Here is a 23,920-nt window from a genome sequence, read left to right as displayed (position 1 = left end):
TTACCAGCTCCCGAAGGGGATGCCGAATTTTTCGATGTAGGTTTTTGAGGCATCAGAAAGAGGTCGATGTTTACCGCCGGATTTACCTTCGTAGGGGCCTTTGGGGTTGATGGTTCCTTGCACGCGGACAATTTCGACTGACTTGAAGCAGGGGCCGCCCAGCCAGACCTTGGCTATGCCGCCGGGTGCCAACCCAATGCCGATGTCATTGCGATAGTCGGTGATCCATTTGCCATCAGCCCTGCAAAAAGCTTTCTCCGGCTTGCGCATGATCTCCCGGGCTGATTCGGGGATGACGATATAGGCTTCATAGGTCTGAGGTTCGGCCAGTGACTGCCAGCGCACGTAGATCAAGCGGGGCAGGTCAGCGCCAGTGACATCACGTCCTGCGCCACTTCCGGGGTTTTTGGGCCAACCTGCCGGTGTGCCTTTGTAATCGGCCGGGACTCTTACCGAAGCAATTCCGGCTCCGGCGCGTCGGAACACTCGCTCCCGGATATCCACCACATCGGCAGTTTCAATCCAAACCTCCATATAGTCTGGTGCTCCAAAGCCAAGGAACCAAGGCAGTTTGTCATTCGCTTGAGCATGAATTTGAGTGCAAACCGCCAATAGAAACCCTGTAAACAGGCTTGTGAGTGTCTTGATGCGAAGGGTCGACCTTCTCGGCGTGATCACCGGGCTGTCCTTACCAAGAGCCATAAGGAATTCCAAATTTTTCCACGTAGGCCTTGGACTCCGGCTCAAGAGGCAGAGCATAGCGGCCTTCATTTTTTCCTTGGTATGGGCCCTTTTTATTCACGGTGCCTGCGATCCGGGCAATCTCGATTGCCTTGAGGCATGTTCCAGTGAGCCATACTTTGGCAATGCCGCCGGGTGCCAGCCCAATCACCAGGTTTTTACGCGATTCAGTAACCCACTCCGAGCCAAAGTTGCAGAACGCTCTTTCGGGTTTGCGCATGATCTCCCGGGCTGATTCGGGGATGACGATATAGGCTTCATAAGTCTGAGGTTCGGCCAGAGATGGCCAGCGTACGTAGACCAAGCGGGGCAGGTCGGCACCTGTTACATACTTACCTTTTCCGCTTCCAGGGTTTTCTGGCCAACCTGCGGGGTTGCCTTTGTGTTCCACGGGATTCTGTACTGATGCAATACCCGATCCGGCACGCTGAAACACTCGCTCCCGGATATCCACCACGTCGGCTGTTTCTATCCAGACCTCCATATAGTCTGGTGCTCCAAAGCCAAGGAACCAGGGCAGTTTGTCTTTCGCTTGAGCATGGATTTGAGTGCAAGCTGCGAGCAGAAATCCAAAAAGCAGGCTCAAGTATTTGCTTATGTTATGGCTTGGATTCCCCGGTGAGATAACCGGGTTGTGATTACCACGAGCCATAGGGAATGCCGAATTTTTCGATATAGGCTTTGGATTCTTCCTGTAGAGCAGAGTATTTCCCGTCTCTGAGCCCGCTATTCGATCCCTTTGAGTGGATTATGCCTTCTACACGTGTGACTTCGACTCCCGGAAGGCATGGTCCGCGAACCCATACCTTGGCAATACCACCCGGGGCTAGTCCCACTACCAGCCATTTTCGGAATTGCGTTATGACCTTTCCATCAAACGCACAAAAGATTTCCTTGCGTTCAAGCATCAGCTTTCGAGTGGCCTCTGGAATCCTGATAACAACCTCGTAGGTTTGGGGTTCAGCGAGAGACTGCCAGCGGACATAGATACGTTCGGGCAGGTTCGCGCCTGAAGTCGGTCGACCTTTCCCCCAAGGATCTTCGGGCCACCCGGCAGGATTGCCTTTGAATTCGCTCGGTGTGCCTTTTCTGTACGGGTTCGGATAGCGTTGTGCTGCAACGCTGCTGCCGACGTTACTGAATAGCCGGTTATCTATATCTACTGCCGCTGTAGACTCAATCACTACATCCATGTAGTCAGGAGAGAAAAACTGCACTGTCCATGCGTCGTAGGGCAGAGAGCGATCAGAAGGTGAGGTACATCCGCTCAAAAGCAGTGCAAGCGACAAACTGCAAAAAATGCTGCAGGAGACATATTTCTCAAACATTAGGATGCACCGCACGTATAAAGTTTTCGGCGGGCCGGTTGATGAACACGATGCTGAGTTCGCTCCCATCCAATCCTCTTGCAGCGTTCCAATTTGCGGATAGATGAATGTAGCGAGCTACAAGCAGAGCTTCTTCGGCCAGTGTCAATCCGATACGGCGGCTTTCACCGAGCGCGTAAGCCATTAATTTCCCTGCGATGGTGTGTAGTTCCTTTGGCAGCGCATACCGGCTATCGTCTTCTTTAATGACTTTGAACTGGACGCCATGTTTGACGCCCAATTCCCGCATGACTCGCAAATAGATCAATGACAGATCATTGCGTACTTCACGCTCGCAACTGATGACTGCATGCACTTGTTTCCAACGGGCTCTGTCGCCCTTGGTATTTCGGGTGAATATCTTCTCCCAAGTACGTATTTGCAGTGGCAAACCATGCAGATTGAGCTGGTCTTGCAGTCGCCTGAGTTCATACTGTGTGACCCTGTAAGCATCGGATTCATGATGGGGAAGGCGCACATCCTCCGGGCTTTGGCGGGGTTTGTTGAGTAAAACACGTTCGGTGATACGGGGCACGTAGCCGCCACCCAGATCGGAGTGCACGCCTGGCAATACGATATCGGCGGCATCGGCGGTGTTCAGCGAAAAATTGTGGCGGCGCTCATCCCGTGCCACGAGATGCACGACCTTTTTGGCAATGTCTGGCGCGAGGTAAAGGTTTACGCCGGGGTTTGCGGCGTCGTGAACGCTAAAATCGCCGAAGGACATTTTTGCGACGGCTGCAGCAGTGTCGAAAATGCCAATGAAGTTGATGGCGATGTTATCCCGGCTGAAACCCTCGATGGTCATAGGTGTGTTCGCGAGCACCTCCGCCAAGATGTTTTTCTCGCTCCTCAGCGCTTCATTGGCAAAGTGCCTTGCAGCCGCAGCACCTCGGCTGAATCCGAAAATATCAAACTCGATTCGAGCGACTTTCCTATCTTCGTTGTGCTGATGAAAAAAACGCAGCCGCTCTAGGATGAGTGAGGGAGTTTGCGCGACTCTTGCCAAGACGCCCTGTGCACCGTCTCCAGTTGCTTGCGAGTACAGCGAGTCCTCCGCTCCACTGCTGGTGCCGATGCCTTCCACATATACCGGGATGAATCCAGTAGGTTCATCACTTTCAAATCTTCGTTCACTGTCATCGCGATACAAGTCATATAGCCTCGCCACATTGCTCAGGTCATTGCCGTAACTGGAATCGGGTGCTCCGCCCAATTCGTCATAACCTTGGCTCATGCAGAACTTTTGGATTTCTTCCGCCTGCTCCGCAAGACCCACCTCGCGCGCGTAACAGCCAGCGGTCATTTGGCTGTTCATTCGATTATTCCCCGTGCCATCGAAAAACACACCGATACGCAAAGTTATCCCCCCCGGCGTCTCATCCTCCAGGTCGACTTCTTCCTCCTCTTCCTCGAGTTCTTCCTCTGCGCGTTCGTGTACCGCTGGCGCACTGGGTAATGCGCCATCCAGTCCATGCAGCAGCAGATGGGGCGCTTCACTGTCTTGCGGCTTGCGGCCCGTTTCGATTTCAGTGCTGCTGAAAATGCCACCGCTATCGATCACGAGGTGATGGCCGCCAGCCTTCAGCGTGATGCTGGCGCCGGCATCCAGCACCACACTGGCGCCGGCCTTGAGCAGCACTTGCTGGCCGGCCTCAATGTTGAGAGACCGGCCAGCATGTGTGTAACTGTTGCCATTGATGGTTTCGCGGCGCTCGTTGCCCACTTCCAGTTGAAGGCTGTTGCCGATTTTTTGCGCCATGTCGCGCTGTGCGCGCACATAGATGAGCTCTTGCCCGGCACGATCCTCGATCGACAGTTCGTTGTAACCGCCATTGCGCGGCGAGCTTTCGCTGCGCAATACAGTTCGGGTCTTGTGGTCGGGTAACGAGTAGGGCGGCGCGGTAACTCTGTTGGACACACAACCGGTGATCAGTGGTTTGTCCGGGTCGCCCTCCAAAAAGGACACCACGACTTCCATGCCAACCCGCGGAATGGTCACTGCGCCAAAATGATCGCCGGCCCAACTGCTCGCTACGCGTACCCAACAACTGCTGCGCTCACTGTTGAGTTCTTTGCGATCCCAGGGAAATTCGATCTTCACGCGACCGAACTCATCGCAATAAATCTCTTCGCCTTCGGGGCCGGTAACCCGTGCGGTCTGAGTCACCAGCGGACGACGTGGCGCCGGTAGCGGAGGCCGGAAAACCACCTCGGCGGGAATCACGCTGAAGCGATTTCGGTAACCCTGGGTGAAACCATCGGCGGATTTGACATCGCTGGAGGCGGACTCCTCAAGCACTTGTGGCTGTCGGCCTTCATGGGCGACGCTGAGCAGAAGCCACAGGTCGTTGCACTTTTTTCGCGGGTGTCCGGTCAGCTCAAACAAGTGACCGCTACGCAGATTCGTCTGATCGCTTGCTCCGTCGCCCAGTTCATAATCGCTGCGGTGGCGCTCCAATGCCTGCCGGGTAATTTGCTTGCCGCGCCTTTCGTTTTCGATCAGCAGTGGATAACGGTAGTCCTCCAATGTTGGAGTGAATCCGGCGGTGAAGCGGCCTTCAAGCAACAGACTCGGGCGTTTCAGGTCGTAGTCACGACGAGTGACGGTACTGGTGCGCGTGCTGTTGCGCACACAGAATCGGCTGACCACCTGATGCTCGGCCACCATACCGGATTCTTGCAAATACGGCGTCACAGCCAGCTTTGGGAGAAACACCTGGTCATCGGTAAATACCAGCAAATGGCCGTCCGCCGAATGCTGGTGATGCCAGGCGATCCCGTCCTCGGCGCACAGGCGCTGTATGAATTCAAAGTCGCTTTCCGCGTACTGAGTGCAATAGTCGCGTGGCGGATTCGGGGTGACATGGAAGGTAAACGCATCACCTTGAATGCCATGCCTTTTGAGCACATGCGCGATGATCTGCGGCACCGTACGCTGCTGGAAAACCCGCTGATCATGACTGAACTGCAGATAATGCAACGCAGGCACCAGCGTCAGCTCATAGTGGGTCAGGCGTTTTCCGCTTTCACCCACCCGCACATCTTCAATGCGCCCGTGAATACCTTCGTGGTTGAACCCGAATTGCAGAAATGCCGGCTGACTGAGCAGCCCTTCCAGATTGATATCTGCTCGCTCGCTGACCAGCTCGACCCGGATCGCGTACAGGCAGCTGATGGCTTCTGCACCCTCAAATGCAAGCACCTTGAAGTCGTGGCGAACGCCGGGAATTTGCAGGGTAAAAGGCGCGCAGTTGCCCGTACTGAACATACGCTTGTCCTTAAGCAGGTGAGTCGATGCGCGGTGTTCGATCGTCCCTGATCGCCACGCGAAAAGAATTTGCCCAAGCAAGCTAGCGATGCGGGAAATAAATTGATGTAAGAAGTATCCCTGACATTTGTCAGAGTATTCCGGGCGTGAAAGTGTTGTGCGGATTGAAGGAAATGACTGTAGGAAGTCACTTCGATAATTATTGAGTTAGCACTGAAGTGCAGCATTCACGAGCTGGATAAAGTTTCAGAAAAATGAAATGCCATCAAATTGATGGCACTTTTGTTGTTGAGTGTTGTCGCCGGTAAATCGTTTGTAAAATTCAATGGATTTTCGGAAGTGTCCTACTTCTATTTTTTTCGAGAGTTGTCATGCTTGCCGCCGTGGAATGGGACGAAGGTTCGGGTCCGTGCGCTCAGGCGGGACCGGGCCGCTCTGGATCAAGGGTTCTGTGGGGGCAGAGCAAATGCGGGCAATATAATTCGCCATCAGGGATTCCCCTGCCACATATAGGGTGATCTCCTACACAGCCCAATGAACACTTCGTCTTGTTGTTTAACCAGATGCTTGCTAGTGGCCATCATAGTGATTACGATGCGCCCACTTGAAAGAGCACATCTCAATTGGATGAGTCGCTTCACTGCTCTTCGATACTGTCCCGCGCCGCGGCAACTCCAATAGGCGCATGACTGTAATCCTAATTAAAGGCCATGGATGTCCTACTCAAGCAAACTTTCCGCCCATTACCTCGAACTCGCAAAAGTCTCTGTTTCCAAAGAGAATTTCGCGGGCGAAGACGTTCGTTTTTCGAGCGAATTCGAGGCGCTGGAAAGCGAGCTGGCCAAAGCCTCGTCGATGCACGAAAGCGGGCAGATCGACTGGCTGAAAATCCGTGAAAACAGCGAAAATCTGCTGCGTACCCAATCCAAGGATTTACGTGTTGGCGCCTGGCTGACCTGGTCGTTGTACCAGCGTGAATCCTTCCCCGGGCTGCTGGCCGGCCTCGGTCTGCTGCACCATCTGTCGGAAAACCACTGGGCCGACGTTCACCCGCTCAAACCGCGCACCCGTGCCGCTGCCATCGGCTGGCTGGTGCCGCGCCTGGAGCAGGTGCTCACTGAAAACATCGCGATCAAGGAACAGCTGCCGATGTTCCGGCAACTGTCCGAGCATCTGGCCGGCCTCGATGCCGCATGCACCGAGCACCTGGGCGATGACGCACCGCTGCTGCTGCCGCTCTCGCGTCGCCTGAAAACCATGATCCAGCGTGCGGCCGACAATCAGCCGGCCCCCGGTGTGGTGGGCGCAGCGGTGGCGCAGGTCAAGCAGGCCGCTAGCCAGCTAATGGCCCCCGGCGCGCCGATCGATAACGAAAAAGACGCCTACAAGGCTCTGCGCGCCCAGCAGGAAAGTGCGCGTCCATTGTGTGCCTGGTGGCTCAAACAGAAAGCCACCGACCTGCGCGCCCTGCGCCTGAACCGCACTTTGCTCTGGCTGCCGATCGACGCGGTGCCCGAACGCAACGCCGAGCAGATCACCGTGCTGCGCGGACTGCCGGTGGACAAACTCAAGCAGTACCAGGATCGCTTCGATCAGGGCAAATACGCCGACCTGCTGGTGGAACTGGAGGCGAGCCTGGCGAAGGCGCCGTTCTGGTTCGATGGCCAGAGGATGGTCTGGGAATGTCTCCAGAACCTCAACGCCGAGATGGCAATGCGCGAAGTGGAAATCCACTTCGCGCTTTTGGTTCAGCGCCTGCCCGGCATCATCGAATGTCGTTTCCATGACGGCGCGCCGTTTGCCGATCCGTCCACCCGGGCGTGGATCGCCGGCAATGTCATGCCGCACCTGCAAAGCGCCAGCGCGCCGCGCAAGGTCGAAACCGATGACATCGAAACCCAGCCCGCCTGGGAAAAGGCCCTGCAGGAAGTGCTGCCGTTGCTGCGCAAGGAAGGCCTCAAGCCTGCCGTGCAGACGCTCAAGCAAGGACTGCAATCGGCTCACGGCGGGCGCGAGCGGTTCTTCTGGCAGTTCGCCCTTGCCCGGCTGTGCTTCATGGCCAAGAAGTACGAACTGGCCAAGAACCAGCTCGAAACCCTCGATCAGACATTACAGGACTCAGGCCTGCACGCCTGGGAGCCCGATCTTGCATTGGAAGTGCTGCATTTACTGCATAGCTGCTGCGAGTTGTTGCCGCAGAACCATGCCGTACGTGAACGCAAGGAAGAGATTTATCGCAGGCTGTGCCACCTCGACCTCGAAGTGGTACTCGAATAGGCCCCAGGGCCACAACCGCAAGGAGAAAAGCCATGGCCAAAGAAGGCTCGGTAGCCCCCAAGGAACGCATCAACGTCACCTTCAAACCCGCCACCGGCGGTGCTCAGGAAGAGATTGAACTGCCGCTCAAGCTGCTGGCAATCGGTGACTACACCCACCGCAAGGACGATCGCAAAATCGAAGATCGCAAGCCGATCAGCATCGACAAGATGACCTTCGACGAAGTGTTGGCCAAGCAAGAGCTGGGTCTGACGCTGAGCGTGCCGAACCGTCTGCAGGAAGATGGCGAGGCCGACGAGCTGGCTGTGCAACTGCGCGTCAATTCGATGAAGGACTTCAACCCGGCCAGCCTGGTCGAGCAAGTGCCTGAGCTGAAAAAACTGATGGAACTGCGCGATGCGCTGGTGGCCCTCAAAGGCCCGCTGGGTAACGCACCTGCGTTCCGTAAAGCGATCGAAGGCGTGCTCGCCGACGACGAATCCCGCGGTCGCGTACTCGGTGAGCTGGGCCTGAACGCCGCAGCCCCGGACGCCTGAGACTCCAGCCAAGGAAGCCAACACAATGAGCACTAGCGCAGCACAAGAGAAGAGCGCCGAAAGCGGCGAATACAGCATTCTCGACAGCATCATCGCCGAAACCCGTCTGACTCCGGACGACGAAGCCTACGACATCGCCAAGCGTGGCGTGTCGGCGTTCATCGAAGAACTGCTCAAGCCGCAGAACAACGGTGAACCGGTCAAGAAAGCCATGGTTGACCGCATGATCGCCGAGATCGATGCCAAGCTCAGCCGTCAGATGGACGAGATCCTGCACCACCCGGACTTCCAGGCGCTGGAATCGTCGTGGCGTGGCCTGCAGTTGCTGGTCGACCGCACCAACTTCCGCGAAAACATCAAGATCGAAATCCTCAACGTCTCCAAAGAAGACCTGTTGGACGATTTCGAAGATTCGCCAGAAGTCATGCAGTCGGGCCTGTACAAGCACATCTACACCGCTGAATACGGCCAGTTCGGTGGTCAGCCGGTTGGCGCGATCATCGCCAACTACTTCATGTCCCCAAGCTCGCCGGACGTGAAACTGATGCAATACGTGGCCAGCGTATCCTGCATGTCCCACGCGCCGTTCATCGCTGCGGCCGGCCCGAAATTCTTCGGTCTGGAAAGCTTCACCGGCCTGCCGGATCTGAAAGATCTGAAGGACCACTTCGAAGGCCCGCAATTCGCCAAATGGCAGAGCTTCCGTACTTCGGAAGACTCCCGCTACGTCGGCCTGACCGTGCCGCGCTTCCTGCTGCGTAACCCGTACGACCCGGAAGAAAACCCGGTGAAATCGTTCGTGTACAAGGAAACCGTTGCCAACAGCCACGAGCACTACCTGTGGGGCAACACCGCGTTCGCGTTCGGCACCAAGCTGACCGACAGCTTCGCCAAATTCCGCTGGTGCCCGAACATCATCGGCCCACAGAGCGGTGGCGCGGTTGAAGATCTGCCGCTGCACCACTTCGAAAGCATGGGCGAAATCGAAACCAAGATCCCGACCGAGGTTCTGGTTTCCGACCGTCGTGAATACGAACTGGCCGAGGAAGGCTTCATCTCCCTGACCATGCGCAAAGGCTCCGACAACGCGGCGTTCTTCTCCGCCAGCTCGGTGCAGAAGCCGAAGTTCTTCGGCATCAGCGCAGAAGGCAAGGCGGCAGAGCTGAACTACAAGCTCGGCACCCAACTGCCGTACATGATGATCGTCAACCGCCTGGCTCACTACTTGAAAGTGCTGCAGCGCGAGCAACTCGGTTCGTGGAAAGAGCGTACCGACCTCGAGCTGGAACTGAACAAGTGGATCCGCCAGTACGTCGCCGACCAGGAAAACCCGAGCGCCGAAGTCCGTGGCCGTCGTCCGCTGCGTGCTGCGCAAGTGATCGTCAGCGACGTTGAAGGCGAGCCGGGCTGGTACCGCGTGAGCTTGAACGTGCGTCCGCACTTCAAGTACATGGGTGCCGATTTCACCCTGTCGCTGGTTGGCAAGCTGGACAAAGAGTAAGAGCGACTCATGGACGGATACGGCAGCCTGTTCGAGCGCCTCAACGGCGACGCGCAACTACGCAAGGGCAACAGCCTCGAGGCTTGTGCCATGGCGTCGGTGGCTGCCCATCTGGCCAAAATGCTCAGCACCCGGGCCGGCAGCGTGCAAACGCTGGCCGACTACGGGTTGCCCGATCTCAATGACATGCGTCTGAGCCTGCACGACTCCCTGAGTCAGGCCCGTCTGGCCATCGAAAACTTCATCGAAGCCTACGAGCCGCGCCTGAGCAACGTGCGTGTCATTTCCCTGCCGCGTGACCACGACCAGCTACGGCTGGCCTTCAGCATCGAAGGCCTGCTGGAAGTCGAGGGTTTCAAGCGTCAGGTCAGTTTTTCCGCGCGCCTGGATGGCAGCGGTCAAGTGAAGGTCACCTAAGGAGATCCCCGATGTCTGGCAAACCCGCAGCACGCGTATCCGACCCCACCGCTTGCCCACTCCCAGGCCACGGCACCAACCCGATCGCCGCCGGTTCCGGCGACGTGTTCTTCGACGGCCTCGCGGCCGCCCGCCAAGGCGATGCCTCGGCGTGTGGTGGTGCGTTGGTCGGCGATCTGGCGACCACGGTTTTGATCAATGGCAAACCGGCTGCGACCGTAGGTTCGGTTGGTTCTCACGGCAATAAAGTCACGGCAGGTTCCGGGACGGTGATTATCGGTAATTCGCACTCGCCGGCGCCGTTTGTGCCGCCTTTGCCGGTGGAGATCAAGTGGCCGTTTAACGAGCACTACGTCATCAATTGTCAGGACTCCGGGAAGCCATTGGCGGGAGTGGCATACAGTTTCAAAACAGCCTCGGGAAAAGTTATCAGTGGTGTCACGGGAGCCGACGGGAAGACGCAAAAAATCTCGTCCTCTGTAGCGGAGCCCTATGAGTTGATTATTGAACAGCAATCTGAAGTCGTGATTGGATAAAAGGATTTTGTTATGGCGGATATGAAAATAGCATCAAGTCTGACGCCGGCCAGTAACCAAACTGGTAAGTCCGCAGCTGTCCGTCAATTCAAAATCACAGATATACCTGATGCGATGGATAAGATGAAGTGGCCAGTTGCTGCGAAGCTGATGCGCCATTGGTTTGATGGCAAACCATGGCCAACTGCCGATGGTGCCATGAGTAAAGAGGTTAAAGACCATATTGCTCTTGCTGACATCGCCTACGTAAATGACACCATCGTAAAAATGGCTTGGTTGGAAAAGTTTGAGCCTGCGAAAACTGTCATTGAAGAGCTTAAATCTGCTTGGGATAATCCTGCAGGCCGCAATAATATAAGCAAGAAGATTAAAGATAAGTATCTTGGCTCGGCGCCGGGTGTCTATCCTTTTAAGTTTGCTAGCGCCAGGAAGGTTGAAGAGTTTGGATATAGTAATAATCGAGCAGTTAAGTTCGGTTTAATAGAGAAGACGGATGAACTGCGAGCTGCGCTGGCAAACTTTAATGTCCGCGTATTTCCAGAAGGGAAGCTGGTTATTTCCGTAGACAGCATTCAACTGTTTGTGGAACGAATTGGGTTTTACGCTGAGGACGCCTATGACTTCAATGACGCACCGGATGACAATTTCAGTCAGCCATTGGGGTTCTGGAACTTCGATGGTATAGCCAACCCGGCTTATGCGGCCACTGCAAATGCCGGTGCGGCGCAGATGAAGTCAGACATCGCTTCAAACCCCTATATCAGTGCAGAAGACTCTCAGGCGATGTTTCGGGAAATAGAAAGCTCGCGTTATTTCTATATTACGAATTCTCATTTTGTAAAATATCGAACGGAATTAAAAAAAGGCGGTGATTTCCAGGTTTTGTCTGATATAAAATATCAGAATGTTCCCATGACAGTTATTAATGTTTGGAATAAATGATGCGCATTTTTTGCTCATGTACAATCTCTGTCGAAGTGGGTGTGGCAAAAAAATGACTACGCTTAGAAAGAAATGGCTAGTGCCTATCAGTTTGCTCTTGGTATTGATTGCATTGCTCGTTTATTGCGTAAATGCAATGCTAGGGTATCCTGCAAGTACAACTACAGCTAGCCCCTCGGGCCGCTACACAATTGAGAATGTGCGTGTCGGCAGGATCTTTATGCTTGGCGGTATGGCGTATTTAAGAGTTATCGACTCAAAAGAGCCAGGGAAGGTATATCGAACCCCGTTGTATGATACGCAGTCGTTGGATATGCGCACATTCGAAGATGATGCTGAGGTTGGAATTACTTGGATCGCCTTCGAAAAGAAAGATAAGGCTTTTATAATTTCCATGCCGCAATGGGAAGAAAACTGGCTGAATATTTTCATCAGTAATACACCCTACGAGATTCTGGAAAATTGATAGCAGTATGAACAGCTACGTTCGTCTCGCCCTATGCCTATTAATCCACGCCCTCGGATGCGTGGCTTATGCATTTTTGAATGACGCGGTTGTACATGCTTACAGGCTTTTGAACGGCGGATTTACCTCCCATGGTGTCGCCATCGGCATTGCGACTTACGCACTGTTTTACATTTTTCTGGGCGTCAACCTGATCGTTGCGCTGATTCCAGGTCTGGTCGCCAAGCTGGCCATCCTTTTTCTGATGGTGGGCTTCATCCTGCTCTGGATGCTACCCGACAACCCGTTAAGAGCCCTGTTTTACGGCGTAGCTCAAGGCTGCGTCACGTTGCTGGCGATCCTCACCACTCAAGTCATCGAGTTGCGTTGGGCTTTGCGAAACATCGCAGGTCGCATTCAGCCAAGTCAGCCTGCAGGTGCAATCCAATGACCAGATCGGACATCGAGCGTAATCCGCGGGACAGTTATTCCATGAGTTCCACTACCAGGCAGGTAACCCGTGTCCTTTAACCACTACTACCAAAGCGAACTCACCGCACTGCGCCAACTCGGTCGCCGTTTCGCCGAGCGTAGTCCGGCGTTGGCGCCGTTCCTGGGTCAGGCCGGGCGGGATCCGGATGTGGAGCGGTTGCTGGAAGGCTTTGCGTTCCTCACCGGGCGTCTGCGGCAGAAGCTCGACGACGAGCTGCCGGAGCTCAGCCATTCGCTGATGCAGCTGCTGTGGCCGAACTACATGCGCCCGCTGCCGGCGTTCAGCATTCTGCAGTTTGATCCGCTGAAGCGTTCCGGCCCGGCACTGGTGGTCGAGCGCGATACGCCGATTGAAAGCAAGCCGATCGAAGACGTGCGTTGCCGTTTCCGCACCTGCTACCCGACCGAGGTGCTGCCGCTGGATCTGGCGGCGCTGAACTACTCGGTGAAGGGCGACGGTTCGCTGCTCAGCCTGCGTCTGGAAATGAGCGCCGACGGTCACCTCGGTGAGCTGGAACTGAGCAAACTGCGCCTGCACTTTGCCGGCGAGCGCTACATCAGCCAGATGCTGTATCTGAGCCTGCTGCGCAACCTGGAAGGCATTGAGCTGATCCCGCTCGACGGCGCCGGCAAGCCGATCGATGGCGTGTCCGGCAAGCCGATGGCGTTCAAGATTCCCGGTGACCGGGTCAAGCCGGTGGGTTTTGCCGAAGAAGAAGCGTTGATCCCGTATCCGCTGAACACCTTCCGTGGCTATCGCTACCTGCAGGAATACTTCGCCTTCCAGGACAAGTTCCTGTTCGTCGACGTCAACGGTCTGGACATCCTCAAGGCGCTACCGGAAGACACGCTCAAGCAGATGCGCGGTCTGGAGTTGCGTTTCGATATCCGCAAGAGCGGCATCATGCGCATGCGGCCGACCCTGGATAACGTGAAGCTGTTCTGCACGCCGATTGCCAACCTGTTCGCCCACGACGCGCTGCCGATCCGCCTCGACGGCAAACAGGATGAATACCTGCTGCTGCCGGCGGAATACGATCTGGAAAACTGCGGCGTGTTCTCGGTGGAAACCGTGACTGGCTGGAAGCCCGGCGGCCTCGGTTATCAGGAGTACGTGCCGTTCGAATCCTTCGAGCATGACCCGAGTTTCGACGTGCCCAACAGCCGTCCGCATTACAGCATCCGCCAGCGTTCGTCGCTGCTGCACGACGGCCTCGACACCTACCTGAGCTTCGGCATTCGCCACACCGAAGCCCACGAAACCCTGTCGATCGAGCTGATCTGCACCAACCAGAACCTGCCGCGCAAGCTCAAGCTCGGCGACATCTGCATGGCCTGCGAAGAGACCCCGGAGTTCCTGAGTTTCCGCAACATTACCCCGGCCACGTCGAGCTTTGCGCCGCCGCTGAACCGTGACTTCCTGTGGAAGCTGATCAGCAACATGTCGCTCAACTATCTGTCGCTGGCCGACGTCAACGCGTTGAAGGTGATTCTCGAAACCTACGACCTGCCGCGCTACTACGACCAGCACGCGGAAAAGGTCAGCAAGCGCCTGCTCGGCGGCCTCAAGCACATCAAGCACCACCACGTCGACCGGCTGCACCGTGGTTTGCCGGTACGCGGTCTGCGCACCGAACTGACCATCGACCCGGAAGGGTATATCGGCGAAGGCGACCTGTTCGTTTTCGCTTCGGTTCTTAACGAGTTTTTCGCGCTTTACGCCAGTCTCAATTCGTACCACGAGCTGCGGGTAAAAAGCACACAGGGAGAGGTGTACCAATGGACACCACGTATGGGCCTGCAGCCCCTGCTTTAAGCGGGCTGACCAAGGTAATACGCGAGTACTCGCTGTTTCAGGCCGTGCTGCTGGTGATCGACCGGCTGCGCGAGGCGCACCCGTACCTGAGCGAAGACGATCTGTACGATCAGGTGGAGTTCCAGGCCAACCCGAGCCTGGGCTTTCCGCGCAGCGACGTCGATCGCGTGGAGTTTTTCGAAGAGCACGGGCAGATGCGCGCGCGCATGCGTTTCAACCTGATCGGGCTGGTCGGCTCGGGTTCGCCGCTGCCGGCGTTCTACGGCGAACAAGCGCTGGGCGACAGCGAGGACGGCAATCCGACGCGCAATTTCCTCGACCTGTTCCACCATCGCCTGCAACGGCTGATGCTGCCGATCTGGCGCAAGTACCGCTATCGCGCCAGCTTCCAGAGCGGCGCGATCGACCCGTTCTCGTCGCAGCTGTTTGCGCTGATCGGTCTGGGTGGCGACGAGATCCGCAAGGCCAAGGAACTGAACTGGAAGCGCCTGCTGCCATACCTCGGTTTGCTCAGCTTGCGCGCGCACTCCGCAGCGCTGATCGAAGCCGTACTGCGTTACTACTTCAAGCACGAAGACCTGGTCATCGAGCAGTGCATCGAGCGCCGCGTGGAGATCCTCGACGAGCAGCGCAACCGCCTCGGTCGCGCCAACAGCCTGCTCGGTGAGGACCTGGTGCTGGGCGAGCGAGTGCGCGACCGCAGCGGCAAATTCCGCATTCACATCACTGAACTCGACTGGGAGCGATTCCACGAATTCCTGCCGATCGGTTTCGGTTACCAGCCGCTGTGCGCGCTAGTGCGGTTCACCCTGCGTGACCCGCTCGATTACGACATTCGCCTGGTGCTGCGCCCGGAAGAAATCCGCGAACTGCGCATTGGTGAGAAGAACGACTGTCGCCTGGGATGGACCAGTTGGCTGGGCTGCGAAAAAGCAGACGGCGTGGTCACCCTGGGCAGCAAAATTCATTAAGGACGTGAGCCATGATCAACGTAGACCTGCAACAACTCATCCAGGCGCTGGACGCCGAAACCCGTCGCGATCTGGAGCGTTCGGCCGAACGTTGCGTGGCCCGTGGCGGCAGCAAGATCCTCGTCGAAGACCTGCTGCTGGGGCTGCTGGAGCGTCCGAACGGCTTGCTGTCGCGCGCCTTGCAGGATGCGGATGTCGATGCCGGTGAACTGAGCGCCGCGCTGCAATCTCGCGTTGAACACAGCGCCTCGCGCAACCCGGTGTTCGCCCCGGAACTGGTGCAGTGGCTGCAAGACGCGCTGCTGGTGGCCAACCTCGAACTGGGCCAGACCCAGGTCGAAGACGCTGCGCTGATCCTTGCGCTGCTACGCAACCCGATGCGTTACGCCGGCAGCCGTTACCAGCCGCTGCTCGCCAAACTGAACATCGATCGCCTGAAGGAATTTGCCCTGTCGCAACAGGAGCAACCGGCCGCCAATGGCAAGCCGGCAGCGCAGGGCGAATCGCTGTTGCAGCGCTTCACTCACAACCTGACCCAACAGGCCCGCGACGGCAAACTCGACCCGGTGCTGTGCCGCGATGGCGCGATCCGGCAGATGGTCGACATCCTTGCCCGTCGCCGCAAAAACAACCCGATCGTGGTCGGTGAGGCCGGCGTCGGTAAAACCGCCATCGTCGAAGGCCTGGCCTCGCGCATCGCTGCCGGTGAAGTGCCGCAGGTGCTCAAGGGCGTCGAGCTGCTGTCGCTGGACATGGGCCTGCTGCAGGCCGGCGCCAGCGTCAAAGGTGAATTCGAGCGTCGTCTTAAAGGCGTGATCGACGAGGTCAAAGCCTCGCCGAAACCGATCATCCTGTTCATCGACGAAGCCCACACCCTGATCGGCGCGGGCGGCAACGCCGGCGGTTCCGACGCGGCCAACCTGCTGAAACCGGCGCTGGCCCGTGGTGAGCTGCGCACCATCGCCGCCACGACCTGGGCCGAGTACAAGAAATACTTCGAGAAAGACCCGGCACTGGCCCGGCGTTTTCAACCGGTGCAGTTGCACGAACCGACCGTCAGCGAAGCGGTGACCATCCTCCGTGGTCTGGCGCAGGTCTACGAGAAGAGCCACGGCATCTACCTGCGGGATGACGCGGTGGTCTCCGCTGCCGAGTTGTCCGCCCGCTATCTGGCCGGTCGCCAGCTGCCGGACAAAGCTGTCGATGTGCTCGACACTGCATGTGCCCGCGTGCGCATCAGCCTCGCCGCTGCCCCGGAAAGCCTCGAACGCCTGCGTGGCGAACTGGCCGAAGGCGGTCGTCAGCGTCAGGCCTTGCGTCGCGATGCCGAGGCCGGTCTGCTGATCGACCACGAAGCGCTGGATGCGCTGGAAGCGCGACTGGACGAAGCCGAAAGCGAAATGGTCGCGCTGGAAAGCCTGTGGACCGAACAGAAGCAGTTGGCAGAGCGCCTGCTGGAGCTGCGTCAGCAACTGGCCAAGGCCCGTGAAGCCGCGGCTGTCGAGCCGACCGTCAGCGTTGAAGAAGACGCCGAAGGCACGGTGATCGAAACCATCGCCGCCGAGGTCGAGGAAGGCCAGAGCGTCGAAGCGCTGGAAGCCGAACTGCACCAGACCCACAGCGCGCTGACCGCTGCTCAAGTCAAGGAACGTCTGGTCAGCTTCGAAGTCTGCCCGCGCCTGGTGGCCGAAGTGATCAGCGCCTGGACCGGCGTGCCGTTGGCGCAACTGGCCCGCGAGCACAACGCCAAGGTCGCCAGTTTCGCCACCGACCTGCGCACGCGCATCCGTGGTCAGGAGCAAGCCGTGCACGCACTGGACCGCTCGATGCGCGCCACAGCAGCAGGTCTGAACAAACCGGATGCGCCGGTCGGCGTGTTCCTGCTGGTCGGCCCGAGCGGCGTCGGCAAGACCGAAACTGCGCTGGCTCTGGCTGACCTGCTGTACGGCGGCGACCGTTTTATCACCACCATCAACATGTCCGAATTCCAGGAAAAGCACACCGTATCGCGTCTGATCGGTGCGCCACCGGGCTACGTCGGTTACGGCGAGGGCGGCATGCTCACCGAAGCGGTGCGCCAGAAGCCGTACTCGGTGGTGCTGCTCGATGAAGTCGAGAAGGCCGATCCGGACGTGCTCAACCTGTTCTACCAAATCTTCGACAAGGGCGTGGCCAACGACGGCGAAGGTCGCGAGATCGACTTCCGCAACACCTTGATCCTGATGACCTCGAACCTCGGTAGCGACAAGATCAGCGACCTCTGCGAAGACGGCGCCCGCCCGACCGCCGAGCTGCTCGAAGAGACCATTCGCCCAGTGCTGAGCAAACACTTCAAACCGGCGCTGCTGGCGCGGATGAAAGTGGTGCCGTACTACCCGGTCGGCGGTCCGGTGTTGCGCGAGCTGATCGAGATCAAACTCGGTCGTCTTGGCGAGCGCCTGAACCGTCGTCAGCTGGATTTCAGCTGGTGCCAGAAACTCGTCGATCACCTGTCCGAGCGCTGCACGCAAAGCGAAAGCGGTGCGCGTCTGATCGACCATTTGCTCGATCAGCATGTGCTGCCGCTGGTAGCCGACCGCTTGCTCGATGCGATGGCCACCGGTGAAAGCCTCAAGCGTGTGCACGCCACGCTCGACGGCAACGCCAGCGTGACGTGCGAGTTTGCCTGAGGTGGGTGTGATGTTCACTCAAGTGCCGCAGCCACTGGTCTATGCCGAAGCCTTGCTGGCGCAGTTCGCCAGCCTGTCGCGCGCGGCGGACGGTGCTGCGCTGCTGGGTGACTTCGTGCGCGGGTTGGCCGAGCTGAGCGGTTGCGAATTGACCCAGCTGTATCTGCTCGACGCCACCCATACCTGCCTGGGGATGAACGCCGAATGCCTCGACGGCACGCTGCAACCGCGCGCCGCCACCAGCCTGCCGGCGGACTACAACGGTGAGCAGTTGCTGCAGTTTGCCCTGTGCCAGAACCGCGTGGTGTGCCTCGACGATCTCGGTGCCAGCCTGCACGAAACCAGCTTTCTGCCAGCCACCGCTGGTGCCTGGCAATCGCTGCTGTGCGTGCCGCTGGTCAATCAGCAGAAGGCGGTTGAAGGCCTGCTGCTGTGCGCCAGTCGTCGTCACGTCGACCTGCAGGGTTTTGCCGATTCCCTTGGCCAGCTCGGCTCGTTCGTCCTCGGTCAGCTGCACTTGCTGCAGCGTCTGCGCCAGCCGCCGGCAGAGTCGGCCACGGTGGCGCGCAGTGTGCCGAGCATCAACGGCTATGGCCTGATCGGCAAAAGCGCGGCGATGCGTCAGACCCACTCGTTGATCAGCAAAGTCCTGCACAGCCCTTACACCGTGCTGTTGCGCGGCGAAACCGGCACCGGTAAGGAAGTCGTGGCCCGGGCAATTCACGATTGCGGCCCGCGTCGCTCTCAGGCGTTCATCGTGCAGAACTGCGCGGCAGTCCCGGAAAACCTGCTGGAAAGCGAGCTGTTCGGGTATCGCAAAGGCGCGTTCACCGGGGCCGATCGCGACCGCGCGGGGCTGTTCGATGCGGCCAATGGTGGCACGCTGTTGCTCGACGAGATCGGCGACATGCCGCTGTCGCTGCAAGCGAAGATTCTGCGGGTGTTGCAGGAGGGCGAGATCCGTCCGCTGGGCTCCAACGATACGCACAAGATCGATGTGCGCATCATCGCCGCGACGCACCGCGATCTGTCGACGCTGGTCAGCGAAGGCAAATTCCGCGAGGACCTGTATTACCGACTGGCGCAGTTCCCGATCGAGCTGCCGGCCCTGCGTCAGCGCGAAGGCGACATCCTCGAGCTGGCTCAGCACTTCGCCGAGAAGACCTGCGCGTATCTGCAGCGTGATCCGGTGCGCTGGTCGAGCGCGGCGCTGGAACACCTGTCCGGTTACACCTTCCCCGGCAACGTGCGCGAACTCAAGGCACTGGTCGAACGCGCAGTGTTGTTGTGCGAGGGCGGCGAGTTGCTGGCCGAGCATTTCTCCCTGCGCATGGAGCCGATGCCCGAAGACCACAGCGGCCTGAATCTGCGCGAGCGCCTGGAAAAAGTCGAACGCACATTGTTGCTCGACTGCCTGCGCAAGAACGACGGCAACCAGACCCTCGCCGCCCGCGAACTGGGCCTGCCGCGCCGCACGCTGCTGTACCGCCTCGGGCGCCTGAATATCAACTTGGGTGACTTCGATGGTTGACCTGCAGAAGTGTCCTGAATCGGAACATTCCCCTGTGGCGAGGGAGCTTGTCGAATCGTCGCACCGTCCCGCTCGGCTGCGCAGCAGTCGCAACCCGGCGAACCCCATTTCTCTGTTGCGCCGCAGTGTCTGGTTTTGGGGCTGCTGCGCACCCCGGCGGGAGCAAGCTCCCTCGCCACAGATTGCGCACTTGCCACAGGAGGTGCGTACGCCTCGGTGGTCTGGCTCAAGGCCGCGATGTAGAGCCTTCGAGACCACCCAAAGAATTAATTTCAGCGCCGCCCGCAAGGGTCGGCGCTTTGTGCTTTGTCTACCCCTGGAGACCCTCTGATGTCTGTTCGTCACTGGCACGCTGTCCTGCTGACCCTCGTCGTTCTATGCGGCCTTGGCGGCTGTAGCGGCAATTACAAATTCAACGACAACGACTATCGCCCGTTGGGTGATCCGCAAGCGGTCAATCGCGGCAAGTGACCGCAAGGAGCATCAAACATGGAACTGGTTTTCGAAATGCTGAACACCAAGCAGTTCGTGCCCACCGAGTTGTGCCAGAAGACCTTCAAACAGGCAGGCGGCGTGATCGGGCGAGGCGAAGACTGCGACTGGATCATTCCTGACCGCAAGCGTCACCTGTCCAATCACCACGCGATTGTCAGCTACCGCGAAGGCATGTTTTTCCTGACCGACACCAGCAGCAACGGCGTCCAGGACGGCGGCAGCGGCGCACGCCTGCACAAGGGCGAACCGGTGCGCATTGAGCACGGCAGCACCTACGTGCTCGGCGACTTCGAGATTCGTGCACGGCTGGTGCGCGATCCGGCGACCTTCGATGGCGAAGTCGGCCGGCCGCGTGCCGCCGGCAGCATCATTCCGGACGACGCCTTCCTCGACCTTGATCCGTTGAACGCGATCGAACAGCAGGAGCGCGTCTACTCGGAAATCGACGAACTGCTGGCCCCGACCGCCAAGCCCGAGGACTCCCGTCAGCGCGCCGACTATGCGCGCATCGACATGGAAAGCCTGATGGTGCCCGAACTGGTCGCCCCGGTTGAGCCCGAGCCTGCTCCGGTCCCGAAAGCCGTCGAGCGTCAGAGCGAAGGGTTCTGGGAGCATTTCGGTGCGGCGCTGGGCGTGGATGTCAAAGGTCTGGATCACGACGCGCGCGAAGCTTTGGCACTCAACGCCGCACGTCTGCTGCGGCAGAGCATCGGCGGTTTGCAGCAGAGCCTGCGTACCCGTTCGGAGCTGAAAAACGAACTGCGGCTGGCCCAGACCACCGTGCAAGGCACCAACAAGAACCCGTTGAAATTCGCCGTCGATCCGAGCGAAGCGCTGCAGATTCTGTTGCAGCCGCACAAGCCCGGGCACCTACCGGCCGAGCAAGCGATCTCTCGGGCGTTCCGCGATCTGCAGGCGCACCAGGTGGCCTTGCTGACCGCCAGCCGCGCCGCCGTGCGCGGCACCCTGGAGCACTTTTCGCCGGAACAACTGACCCTGCGTTTCGAGCGCGACAACAAGCCGTTGATCGCCACCTCGGGCGGACGCTGGAGAGCGTTCGGCCGCTACCACCAGGCCCTGCGTCAGGACGATGACTGGAGCGAGCGTCTGCTGGCCCGCGATTTCGCCCAGGCCTACGAAGAACAGATCCGCCTGATCTCCACCCTCCACACCGACCACCAAGGATGATGCGCATGTCTCGCCGCTCGACCGCTTTTTTCAAGACGCTGACTGCGCTCACCGTACTGGTGCTGCTCGCCGGTTGCTCGTCGCTGTCGCCGTACTCGAAAGTGACCAAGATCAATCTGAAACTGACCGGCAGTGATCAACTCAACCCGGACCTCAACGGTCGACCGTCGCCGATCGTCGTGCGCCTGTTCGAACTCAAGCACCCGGTGACCTTCGAGAACGCTGATTTCTTCAGCCTCTACGAGCGCGCCAAGGAATCCCTCAACCCGGATCTGGTGGCCAGCGAAGAGCTCGAGCTGCGCCCGGGTGAAACCGTGGAAATGAAACTCAGCGTGGAGGAGGGCAGCCGCTACGTTGGCGTCCTCGCTGCGTATCGCGATCTGCCGGAAACCAAGTGGCGCTACACCGTTCAGGTCACCCCGCTGGAGCTGACCGAGGCCGATCTGACCCTGGATCAGGCCGGTATCCGCAACACCCATGAAGCGCTCGCCAAGGCGGATGACTGAACATGAATACCCATAAAGTCATTTGGCAGGAAGGCATGTTGCTGCGGCCGCAGCACTTCCAGCACAACGATCGCTATTACGATCACCAGATGAAAACCCGCACCCAGTTGCTGGGTGGCTACACCTGGGGTTTCCTCAATCTGGAGATCGACCTGCAGTTCCTCAACATGGGCAAACTGGTGATCAGTGCCGCCTCGGGGATCCTGCCGGACGGCAGCCTGTTCGAACTCGGCGGCAACACCGAGCCGCTGGCGCTGGACGTGCCGCCGAACACCGGTAACACGCCGATTTACCTGGCGCTGCCGTTGGTTACCGGGAACCACATCGAAGCGCGCCGCCCGGAGCAGTCCGACGTGCTCGCGCGTTACACCGCGTACGACGCCGAAGTGGCCGACTCCAACGCCGGCGACGATTCCGCCAGTCAGGTCAGCTGTGGTCGCCCGGATTTCAAACTGCTGCTCGGTGAGCAGCAGAGCGATCAGGCCTACGTGAAGCTGAAGATCTGCGACGTGCTCGACACCACACCCGACGGCGTGATCAGCCTCGATCCGGACTTTGTGCCGACCTACATTCAGGCCCACGCGTCCAGCTATCTGCTGTCGTGCCTGAAAGAAGTCATCAGCATGCTCAACCACCGGGGCGACACGATCGCCGAGCGGATCCGCTCCAACGGCAAGGTCGGTGGCGCGGAAGTCGGCGACTTCATGATGCTGCAACTGATCAACCGTACCGAACTGCTGCTGCGCCACTACCTCGGTCTGGAGCAGGTGCATCCGGAAGAGCTGTATCGCACGCTGCTGACCATGCTTGGCGATCTGGCGACCTTCTCCAGCGACAGCAAGCGCCCGCGTCTGGACAGCCGCTATTCCCACGCCGATCAGGGCGCGAGCTTCCGCAAACTGATGGAAGCGATTCGTCAGGTGCTGTCGATGGTGCTCGAACAGCACGCCATCGAACTGATCCTGCAAGCGCGTCAATACGGCATCATCGTGTCGCCGCTGCACGACCACAAACTGCTCGGCTCGGCTTCGTTCGTGCTGGCGGCAAGTGCCAACTGCGACTCCGAAGAACTGCGCCACCGCTTGCCGGCGCACCTCAAGGTCGGCCCGGTGGAGCGCATCCGCCAACTGGTCAACCTGCACCTGCCGGGGATCAAGGTCAAACCGTTGCCGGTGGCCCCGCGGCAGATCGCGTTCCACTCGAACAAAACCTACTTCATCCTCGAACTCAGTTCCGAAGACCTGGCGCAACTCGAGCGCTCCGGCGGCTTCGCGTTCCACGTGTCCGGCGAATTCGCCGAGCTTGAACTGAAATTCTGGGCCATCAGGAACTGACCGCCATGATCAAGGAAACGGATTACAACCAGGACGACAAAACCGTCCTGCTCGATCGTCAGGGCCACGGACCGGCAGCCAGTCCGCTGACCGACTTCGCCGCGCCGCCGCGCTTCGAGCAACTGGAAGAACGGATGATCTACGCCGCGCGCCTGCGCCCGGCGGAAGCCTTCAACATCAGCCTGAATTCGCTGGTGGCGGCGTCGTCCGAACTGCTCTCGGAAGTGGTGCGCCTCAAGCACAGCGAAACCCGCGAGGACCTCTACGCGCTCAACGAGCGCCTGACCGCCGGGCTCAAGCTGTTTGAAGTGCGCGCGTTGCACAACGGCGCCGAAAGCAGCCAGGTGATGGCCGCGCGTTACGTGCTTTGCACCGTGGTCGACGAAGCTGTGGTGACCACGCCGTGGGGCAACGAAAGCGAGTGGTCGCAGATGAGCCTGCTCAGCAGCTTCCACAACGAGACGTTCGGTGGCGAGAAGTTCTTCCAGCTGCTTGATCGCCTGTCGAAGAACCCGGTCAAGCACCTGCCGATGCTTGAGCTGATGTACCTGTGCCTGTCCCTCGGTTTCGAAGGCAAGTACCGCGTGCAGGCGCGTGGCATGCTCGAGCTTGAAGGCATCCGCGACGCCCTGTACCGGCAGATCCGTCAGTTGCGTGGCGACGTGCCGCGCGAGTTGTCGCCGCACTGGGAAGGCCTCAACGACCAGCGCCGCAACCTGGTGCGCATCGTGCCGGCGTGGATGGTGGTGCTGTTCACGTTGGTCTGCCTGGTGGTCATGTATTCGGGCTTCGCCTGGGTCCTGGGCGAGCAGCGCGACACCGTTCTGCAACCTTATCAGCCGCTTGATCCGGCCGCGGTCCAACCGCAGTCGCAGCCGTAAACAG

Annotated in this window: 21 protein-coding genes; 17 read left to right on the top strand and 4 right to left on the bottom strand. The window is 58.8% G+C overall.

Annotation, left to right across the window (positions count from 1 at the left end; genetic code table 11):
• From LOY52_RS26690 to tssI, 4 genes are read right to left on the bottom strand one after another with little or no spacing between them, the layout of a single operon-like run.
• Window positions 1–702, bottom strand: a complete 702-nt coding sequence (locus LOY52_RS26690; protein WP_258677342.1) for a DUF2931 family protein — start codon at window positions 700–702, stop codon at window positions 1–3.
• A complete protein-coding gene (locus LOY52_RS26685; RefSeq protein WP_258677340.1) occupies window positions 689–1,393 on the bottom strand; it encodes a DUF2931 family protein in 705 nt (234 codons plus the stop codon). Before LOY52_RS26685 ends, LOY52_RS26690 begins: the two co-directional genes overlap by 14 nt.
• A complete protein-coding gene (locus LOY52_RS26680; protein WP_258677338.1) occupies window positions 1,380–2,069 on the bottom strand; it encodes a DUF2931 family protein in 690 nt (229 codons plus the stop codon). The genes LOY52_RS26685 and LOY52_RS26680 overlap by 14 nt, the downstream gene beginning before the upstream one ends.
• Entirely contained in the window at window positions 2,062–5,379 is a 3,318-nt protein-coding gene (tssI, locus tag LOY52_RS26675) for a type VI secretion system tip protein TssI/VgrG (RefSeq protein WP_258677335.1), read from the bottom strand. Before tssI ends, LOY52_RS26680 begins: the two co-directional genes overlap by 8 nt.
• Window positions 5,380–6,093: 714 nt before the next feature.
• On the opposite strand from tssI, the gene tssA reads away from it, so the two are divergent.
• The 17 genes from tssA to icmH all read left to right on the top strand — a co-directional run bounded on the left by tssA (window position 6,094) and on the right by icmH (window position 23,916).
• Window positions 6,094–7,656, top strand: a complete 1,563-nt coding sequence (gene tssA, locus LOY52_RS26670) for a type VI secretion system protein TssA (protein ID WP_258677333.1) — start codon at window positions 6,094–6,096, stop codon at window positions 7,654–7,656.
• Window positions 7,657–7,688: 32 nt separating this feature from the next.
• A complete protein-coding gene (gene tssB, locus LOY52_RS26665; protein WP_003229587.1) occupies window positions 7,689–8,192 on the top strand; it encodes a type VI secretion system contractile sheath small subunit in 504 nt (167 codons plus the stop codon).
• Between the two features lie 25 nt (window positions 8,193–8,217).
• Complete coding sequence (gene tssC / locus LOY52_RS26660) at window positions 8,218–9,693, top strand: type VI secretion system contractile sheath large subunit (RefSeq protein WP_003229584.1); 1,476 nt, start codon at window positions 8,218–8,220, stop codon at window positions 9,691–9,693.
• 9 nt (window positions 9,694–9,702) lie between these two features.
• On the top strand, window positions 9,703–10,110 hold the full coding sequence (gene tssE, locus LOY52_RS26655) for a type VI secretion system baseplate subunit TssE (RefSeq protein ID WP_007920274.1): 408 nt from the start codon (window positions 9,703–9,705) through the stop codon (window positions 10,108–10,110).
• 11 nt (window positions 10,111–10,121) lie between these two features.
• Window positions 10,122–10,646: a PAAR domain-containing protein gene (locus tag LOY52_RS26650; protein ID WP_258677326.1), complete on the top strand. Its 525-nt coding sequence runs from the start codon at window positions 10,122–10,124 to the stop codon at window positions 10,644–10,646.
• A 12-nt stretch (window positions 10,647–10,658) separates the two neighbouring features.
• Window positions 10,659–11,588 carry a DUF6402 family protein gene (locus LOY52_RS26645; RefSeq protein ID WP_258677325.1) on the top strand — a complete coding sequence of 310 codons (930 nt, stop codon included), beginning with the start codon at window positions 10,659–10,661 and terminating at the stop codon, window positions 11,586–11,588.
• A gap of 79 nt (window positions 11,589–11,667) precedes the next feature.
• Window positions 11,668–12,054, top strand: a complete 387-nt coding sequence (locus tag LOY52_RS26640; RefSeq protein ID WP_258677323.1) for a hypothetical protein — start codon at window positions 11,668–11,670, stop codon at window positions 12,052–12,054.
• Between the two features lie 7 nt (window positions 12,055–12,061).
• A complete protein-coding gene (locus tag LOY52_RS26635) occupies window positions 12,062–12,484 on the top strand; it encodes a hypothetical protein (protein WP_258677321.1) in 423 nt (140 codons plus the stop codon).
• 69 nt (window positions 12,485–12,553) lie between these two features.
• A complete protein-coding gene (gene tssF, locus LOY52_RS26630) occupies window positions 12,554–14,341 on the top strand; it encodes a type VI secretion system baseplate subunit TssF (RefSeq protein ID WP_115988606.1) in 1,788 nt (595 codons plus the stop codon).
• Window positions 14,305–15,312, top strand: a complete 1,008-nt coding sequence (gene tssG, locus LOY52_RS26625) for a type VI secretion system baseplate subunit TssG (RefSeq protein WP_041071592.1) — start codon at window positions 14,305–14,307, stop codon at window positions 15,310–15,312. The genes tssF and tssG overlap by 37 nt, the downstream gene beginning before the upstream one ends.
• Before the next feature lie 11 nt (window positions 15,313–15,323).
• The gene (gene tssH, locus LOY52_RS26620) at window positions 15,324–17,981 is read left to right on the top strand and encodes a type VI secretion system ATPase TssH (protein WP_258677318.1); all 2,658 of its coding nucleotides are present in this window, start codon (window positions 15,324–15,326) and stop codon (window positions 17,979–17,981) included.
• Window positions 17,982–17,991: 10 nt separating this feature from the next.
• Window positions 17,992–19,512: a sigma-54-dependent Fis family transcriptional regulator gene (locus LOY52_RS26615; RefSeq protein ID WP_258677316.1), complete on the top strand. Its 1,521-nt coding sequence runs from the start codon at window positions 17,992–17,994 to the stop codon at window positions 19,510–19,512.
• Window positions 19,513–19,842: 330 nt separating this feature from the next.
• Window positions 19,843–19,983, top strand: a complete 141-nt coding sequence (locus LOY52_RS26610; RefSeq protein WP_003229566.1) for a hypothetical protein — start codon at window positions 19,843–19,845, stop codon at window positions 19,981–19,983.
• 18 nt (window positions 19,984–20,001) lie between these two features.
• Complete coding sequence (gene tagH / locus LOY52_RS26605; protein WP_258677314.1) at window positions 20,002–21,195, top strand: type VI secretion system-associated FHA domain protein TagH; 1,194 nt, start codon at window positions 20,002–20,004, stop codon at window positions 21,193–21,195.
• A gap of 5 nt (window positions 21,196–21,200) precedes the next feature.
• Window positions 21,201–21,701 (top strand): type VI secretion system lipoprotein TssJ, encoded by a 501-nt coding sequence (gene tssJ, locus LOY52_RS26600; protein WP_007962325.1) that lies wholly within the window; start codon window positions 21,201–21,203, stop codon window positions 21,699–21,701.
• Window positions 21,702–21,703: 2 nt separating this feature from the next.
• On the top strand, window positions 21,704–23,035 hold the full coding sequence (gene tssK / locus LOY52_RS26595) for a type VI secretion system baseplate subunit TssK (RefSeq protein WP_007962327.1): 1,332 nt from the start codon (window positions 21,704–21,706) through the stop codon (window positions 23,033–23,035).
• Window positions 23,036–23,040: 5 nt separating this feature from the next.
• Window positions 23,041–23,916: a type IVB secretion system protein IcmH/DotU gene (gene icmH / locus LOY52_RS26590; protein ID WP_003229559.1), complete on the top strand. Its 876-nt coding sequence runs from the start codon at window positions 23,041–23,043 to the stop codon at window positions 23,914–23,916.
• Window positions 23,917–23,920 lie beyond the last annotated feature (4 nt).

The organism is Pseudomonas sp. B21-051, from assembly GCF_024748795.1.
Lineage (GTDB): Bacteria > Pseudomonadota > Gammaproteobacteria > Pseudomonadales > Pseudomonadaceae > Aquipseudomonas > Aquipseudomonas putida_A.
This window is presented reverse-complemented; position numbering and strand designations above follow the sequence as displayed.

Excerpts from the sequence above, each read along its gene's own strand:
- tssC (WP_003229584.1), top strand. The coding sequence starts at position 8,218 with ATGAGCACTAGCGCAGCACAAGAGAAGAGCGCCGAAAGCGGCGAATAC.
- LOY52_RS26685 (WP_258677340.1), bottom strand. The coding sequence starts at position 1,393 with ATGGCTCGTGGTAATCACAACCCGGTTATCTCACCGGGGAATCCAAGC.
- LOY52_RS26690 (WP_258677342.1), bottom strand. The coding sequence starts at position 702 with ATGGCTCTTGGTAAGGACAGCCCGGTGATCACGCCGAGAAGGTCGACC.
- LOY52_RS26680 (WP_258677338.1), bottom strand. The coding sequence starts at position 2,069 with ATGTTTGAGAAATATGTCTCCTGCAGCATTTTTTGCAGTTTGTCGCTT.
- LOY52_RS26615 (WP_258677316.1), top strand. The coding sequence starts at position 17,992 with ATGTTCACTCAAGTGCCGCAGCCACTGGTCTATGCCGAAGCCTTGCTG.
- tssI (WP_258677335.1), bottom strand. The coding sequence starts at position 5,379 with ATGTTCAGTACGGGCAACTGCGCGCCTTTTACCCTGCAAATTCCCGGC.
- tssH (WP_258677318.1), top strand. The coding sequence starts at position 15,324 with ATGATCAACGTAGACCTGCAACAACTCATCCAGGCGCTGGACGCCGAA.
- icmH (WP_003229559.1), top strand. The coding sequence starts at position 23,041 with ATGATCAAGGAAACGGATTACAACCAGGACGACAAAACCGTCCTGCTC.
- tssJ (WP_007962325.1), top strand. The coding sequence starts at position 21,201 with ATGTCTCGCCGCTCGACCGCTTTTTTCAAGACGCTGACTGCGCTCACC.
- tssE (WP_007920274.1), top strand. The coding sequence starts at position 9,703 with ATGGACGGATACGGCAGCCTGTTCGAGCGCCTCAACGGCGACGCGCAA.
- tssK (WP_007962327.1), top strand. The coding sequence starts at position 21,704 with ATGAATACCCATAAAGTCATTTGGCAGGAAGGCATGTTGCTGCGGCCG.
- tssG (WP_041071592.1), top strand. The coding sequence starts at position 14,305 with ATGGACACCACGTATGGGCCTGCAGCCCCTGCTTTAAGCGGGCTGACC.
- tagH (WP_258677314.1), top strand. The coding sequence starts at position 20,002 with ATGGAACTGGTTTTCGAAATGCTGAACACCAAGCAGTTCGTGCCCACC.
- LOY52_RS26650 (WP_258677326.1), top strand. The coding sequence starts at position 10,122 with ATGTCTGGCAAACCCGCAGCACGCGTATCCGACCCCACCGCTTGCCCA.
- LOY52_RS26610 (WP_003229566.1), top strand. The coding sequence starts at position 19,843 with ATGTCTGTTCGTCACTGGCACGCTGTCCTGCTGACCCTCGTCGTTCTA.
- LOY52_RS26645 (WP_258677325.1), top strand. The coding sequence starts at position 10,659 with ATGGCGGATATGAAAATAGCATCAAGTCTGACGCCGGCCAGTAACCAA.
- LOY52_RS26635 (WP_258677321.1), top strand. The coding sequence starts at position 12,062 with ATGAACAGCTACGTTCGTCTCGCCCTATGCCTATTAATCCACGCCCTC.
- tssB (WP_003229587.1), top strand. The coding sequence starts at position 7,689 with ATGGCCAAAGAAGGCTCGGTAGCCCCCAAGGAACGCATCAACGTCACC.
- tssA (WP_258677333.1), top strand. The coding sequence starts at position 6,094 with ATGTCCTACTCAAGCAAACTTTCCGCCCATTACCTCGAACTCGCAAAA.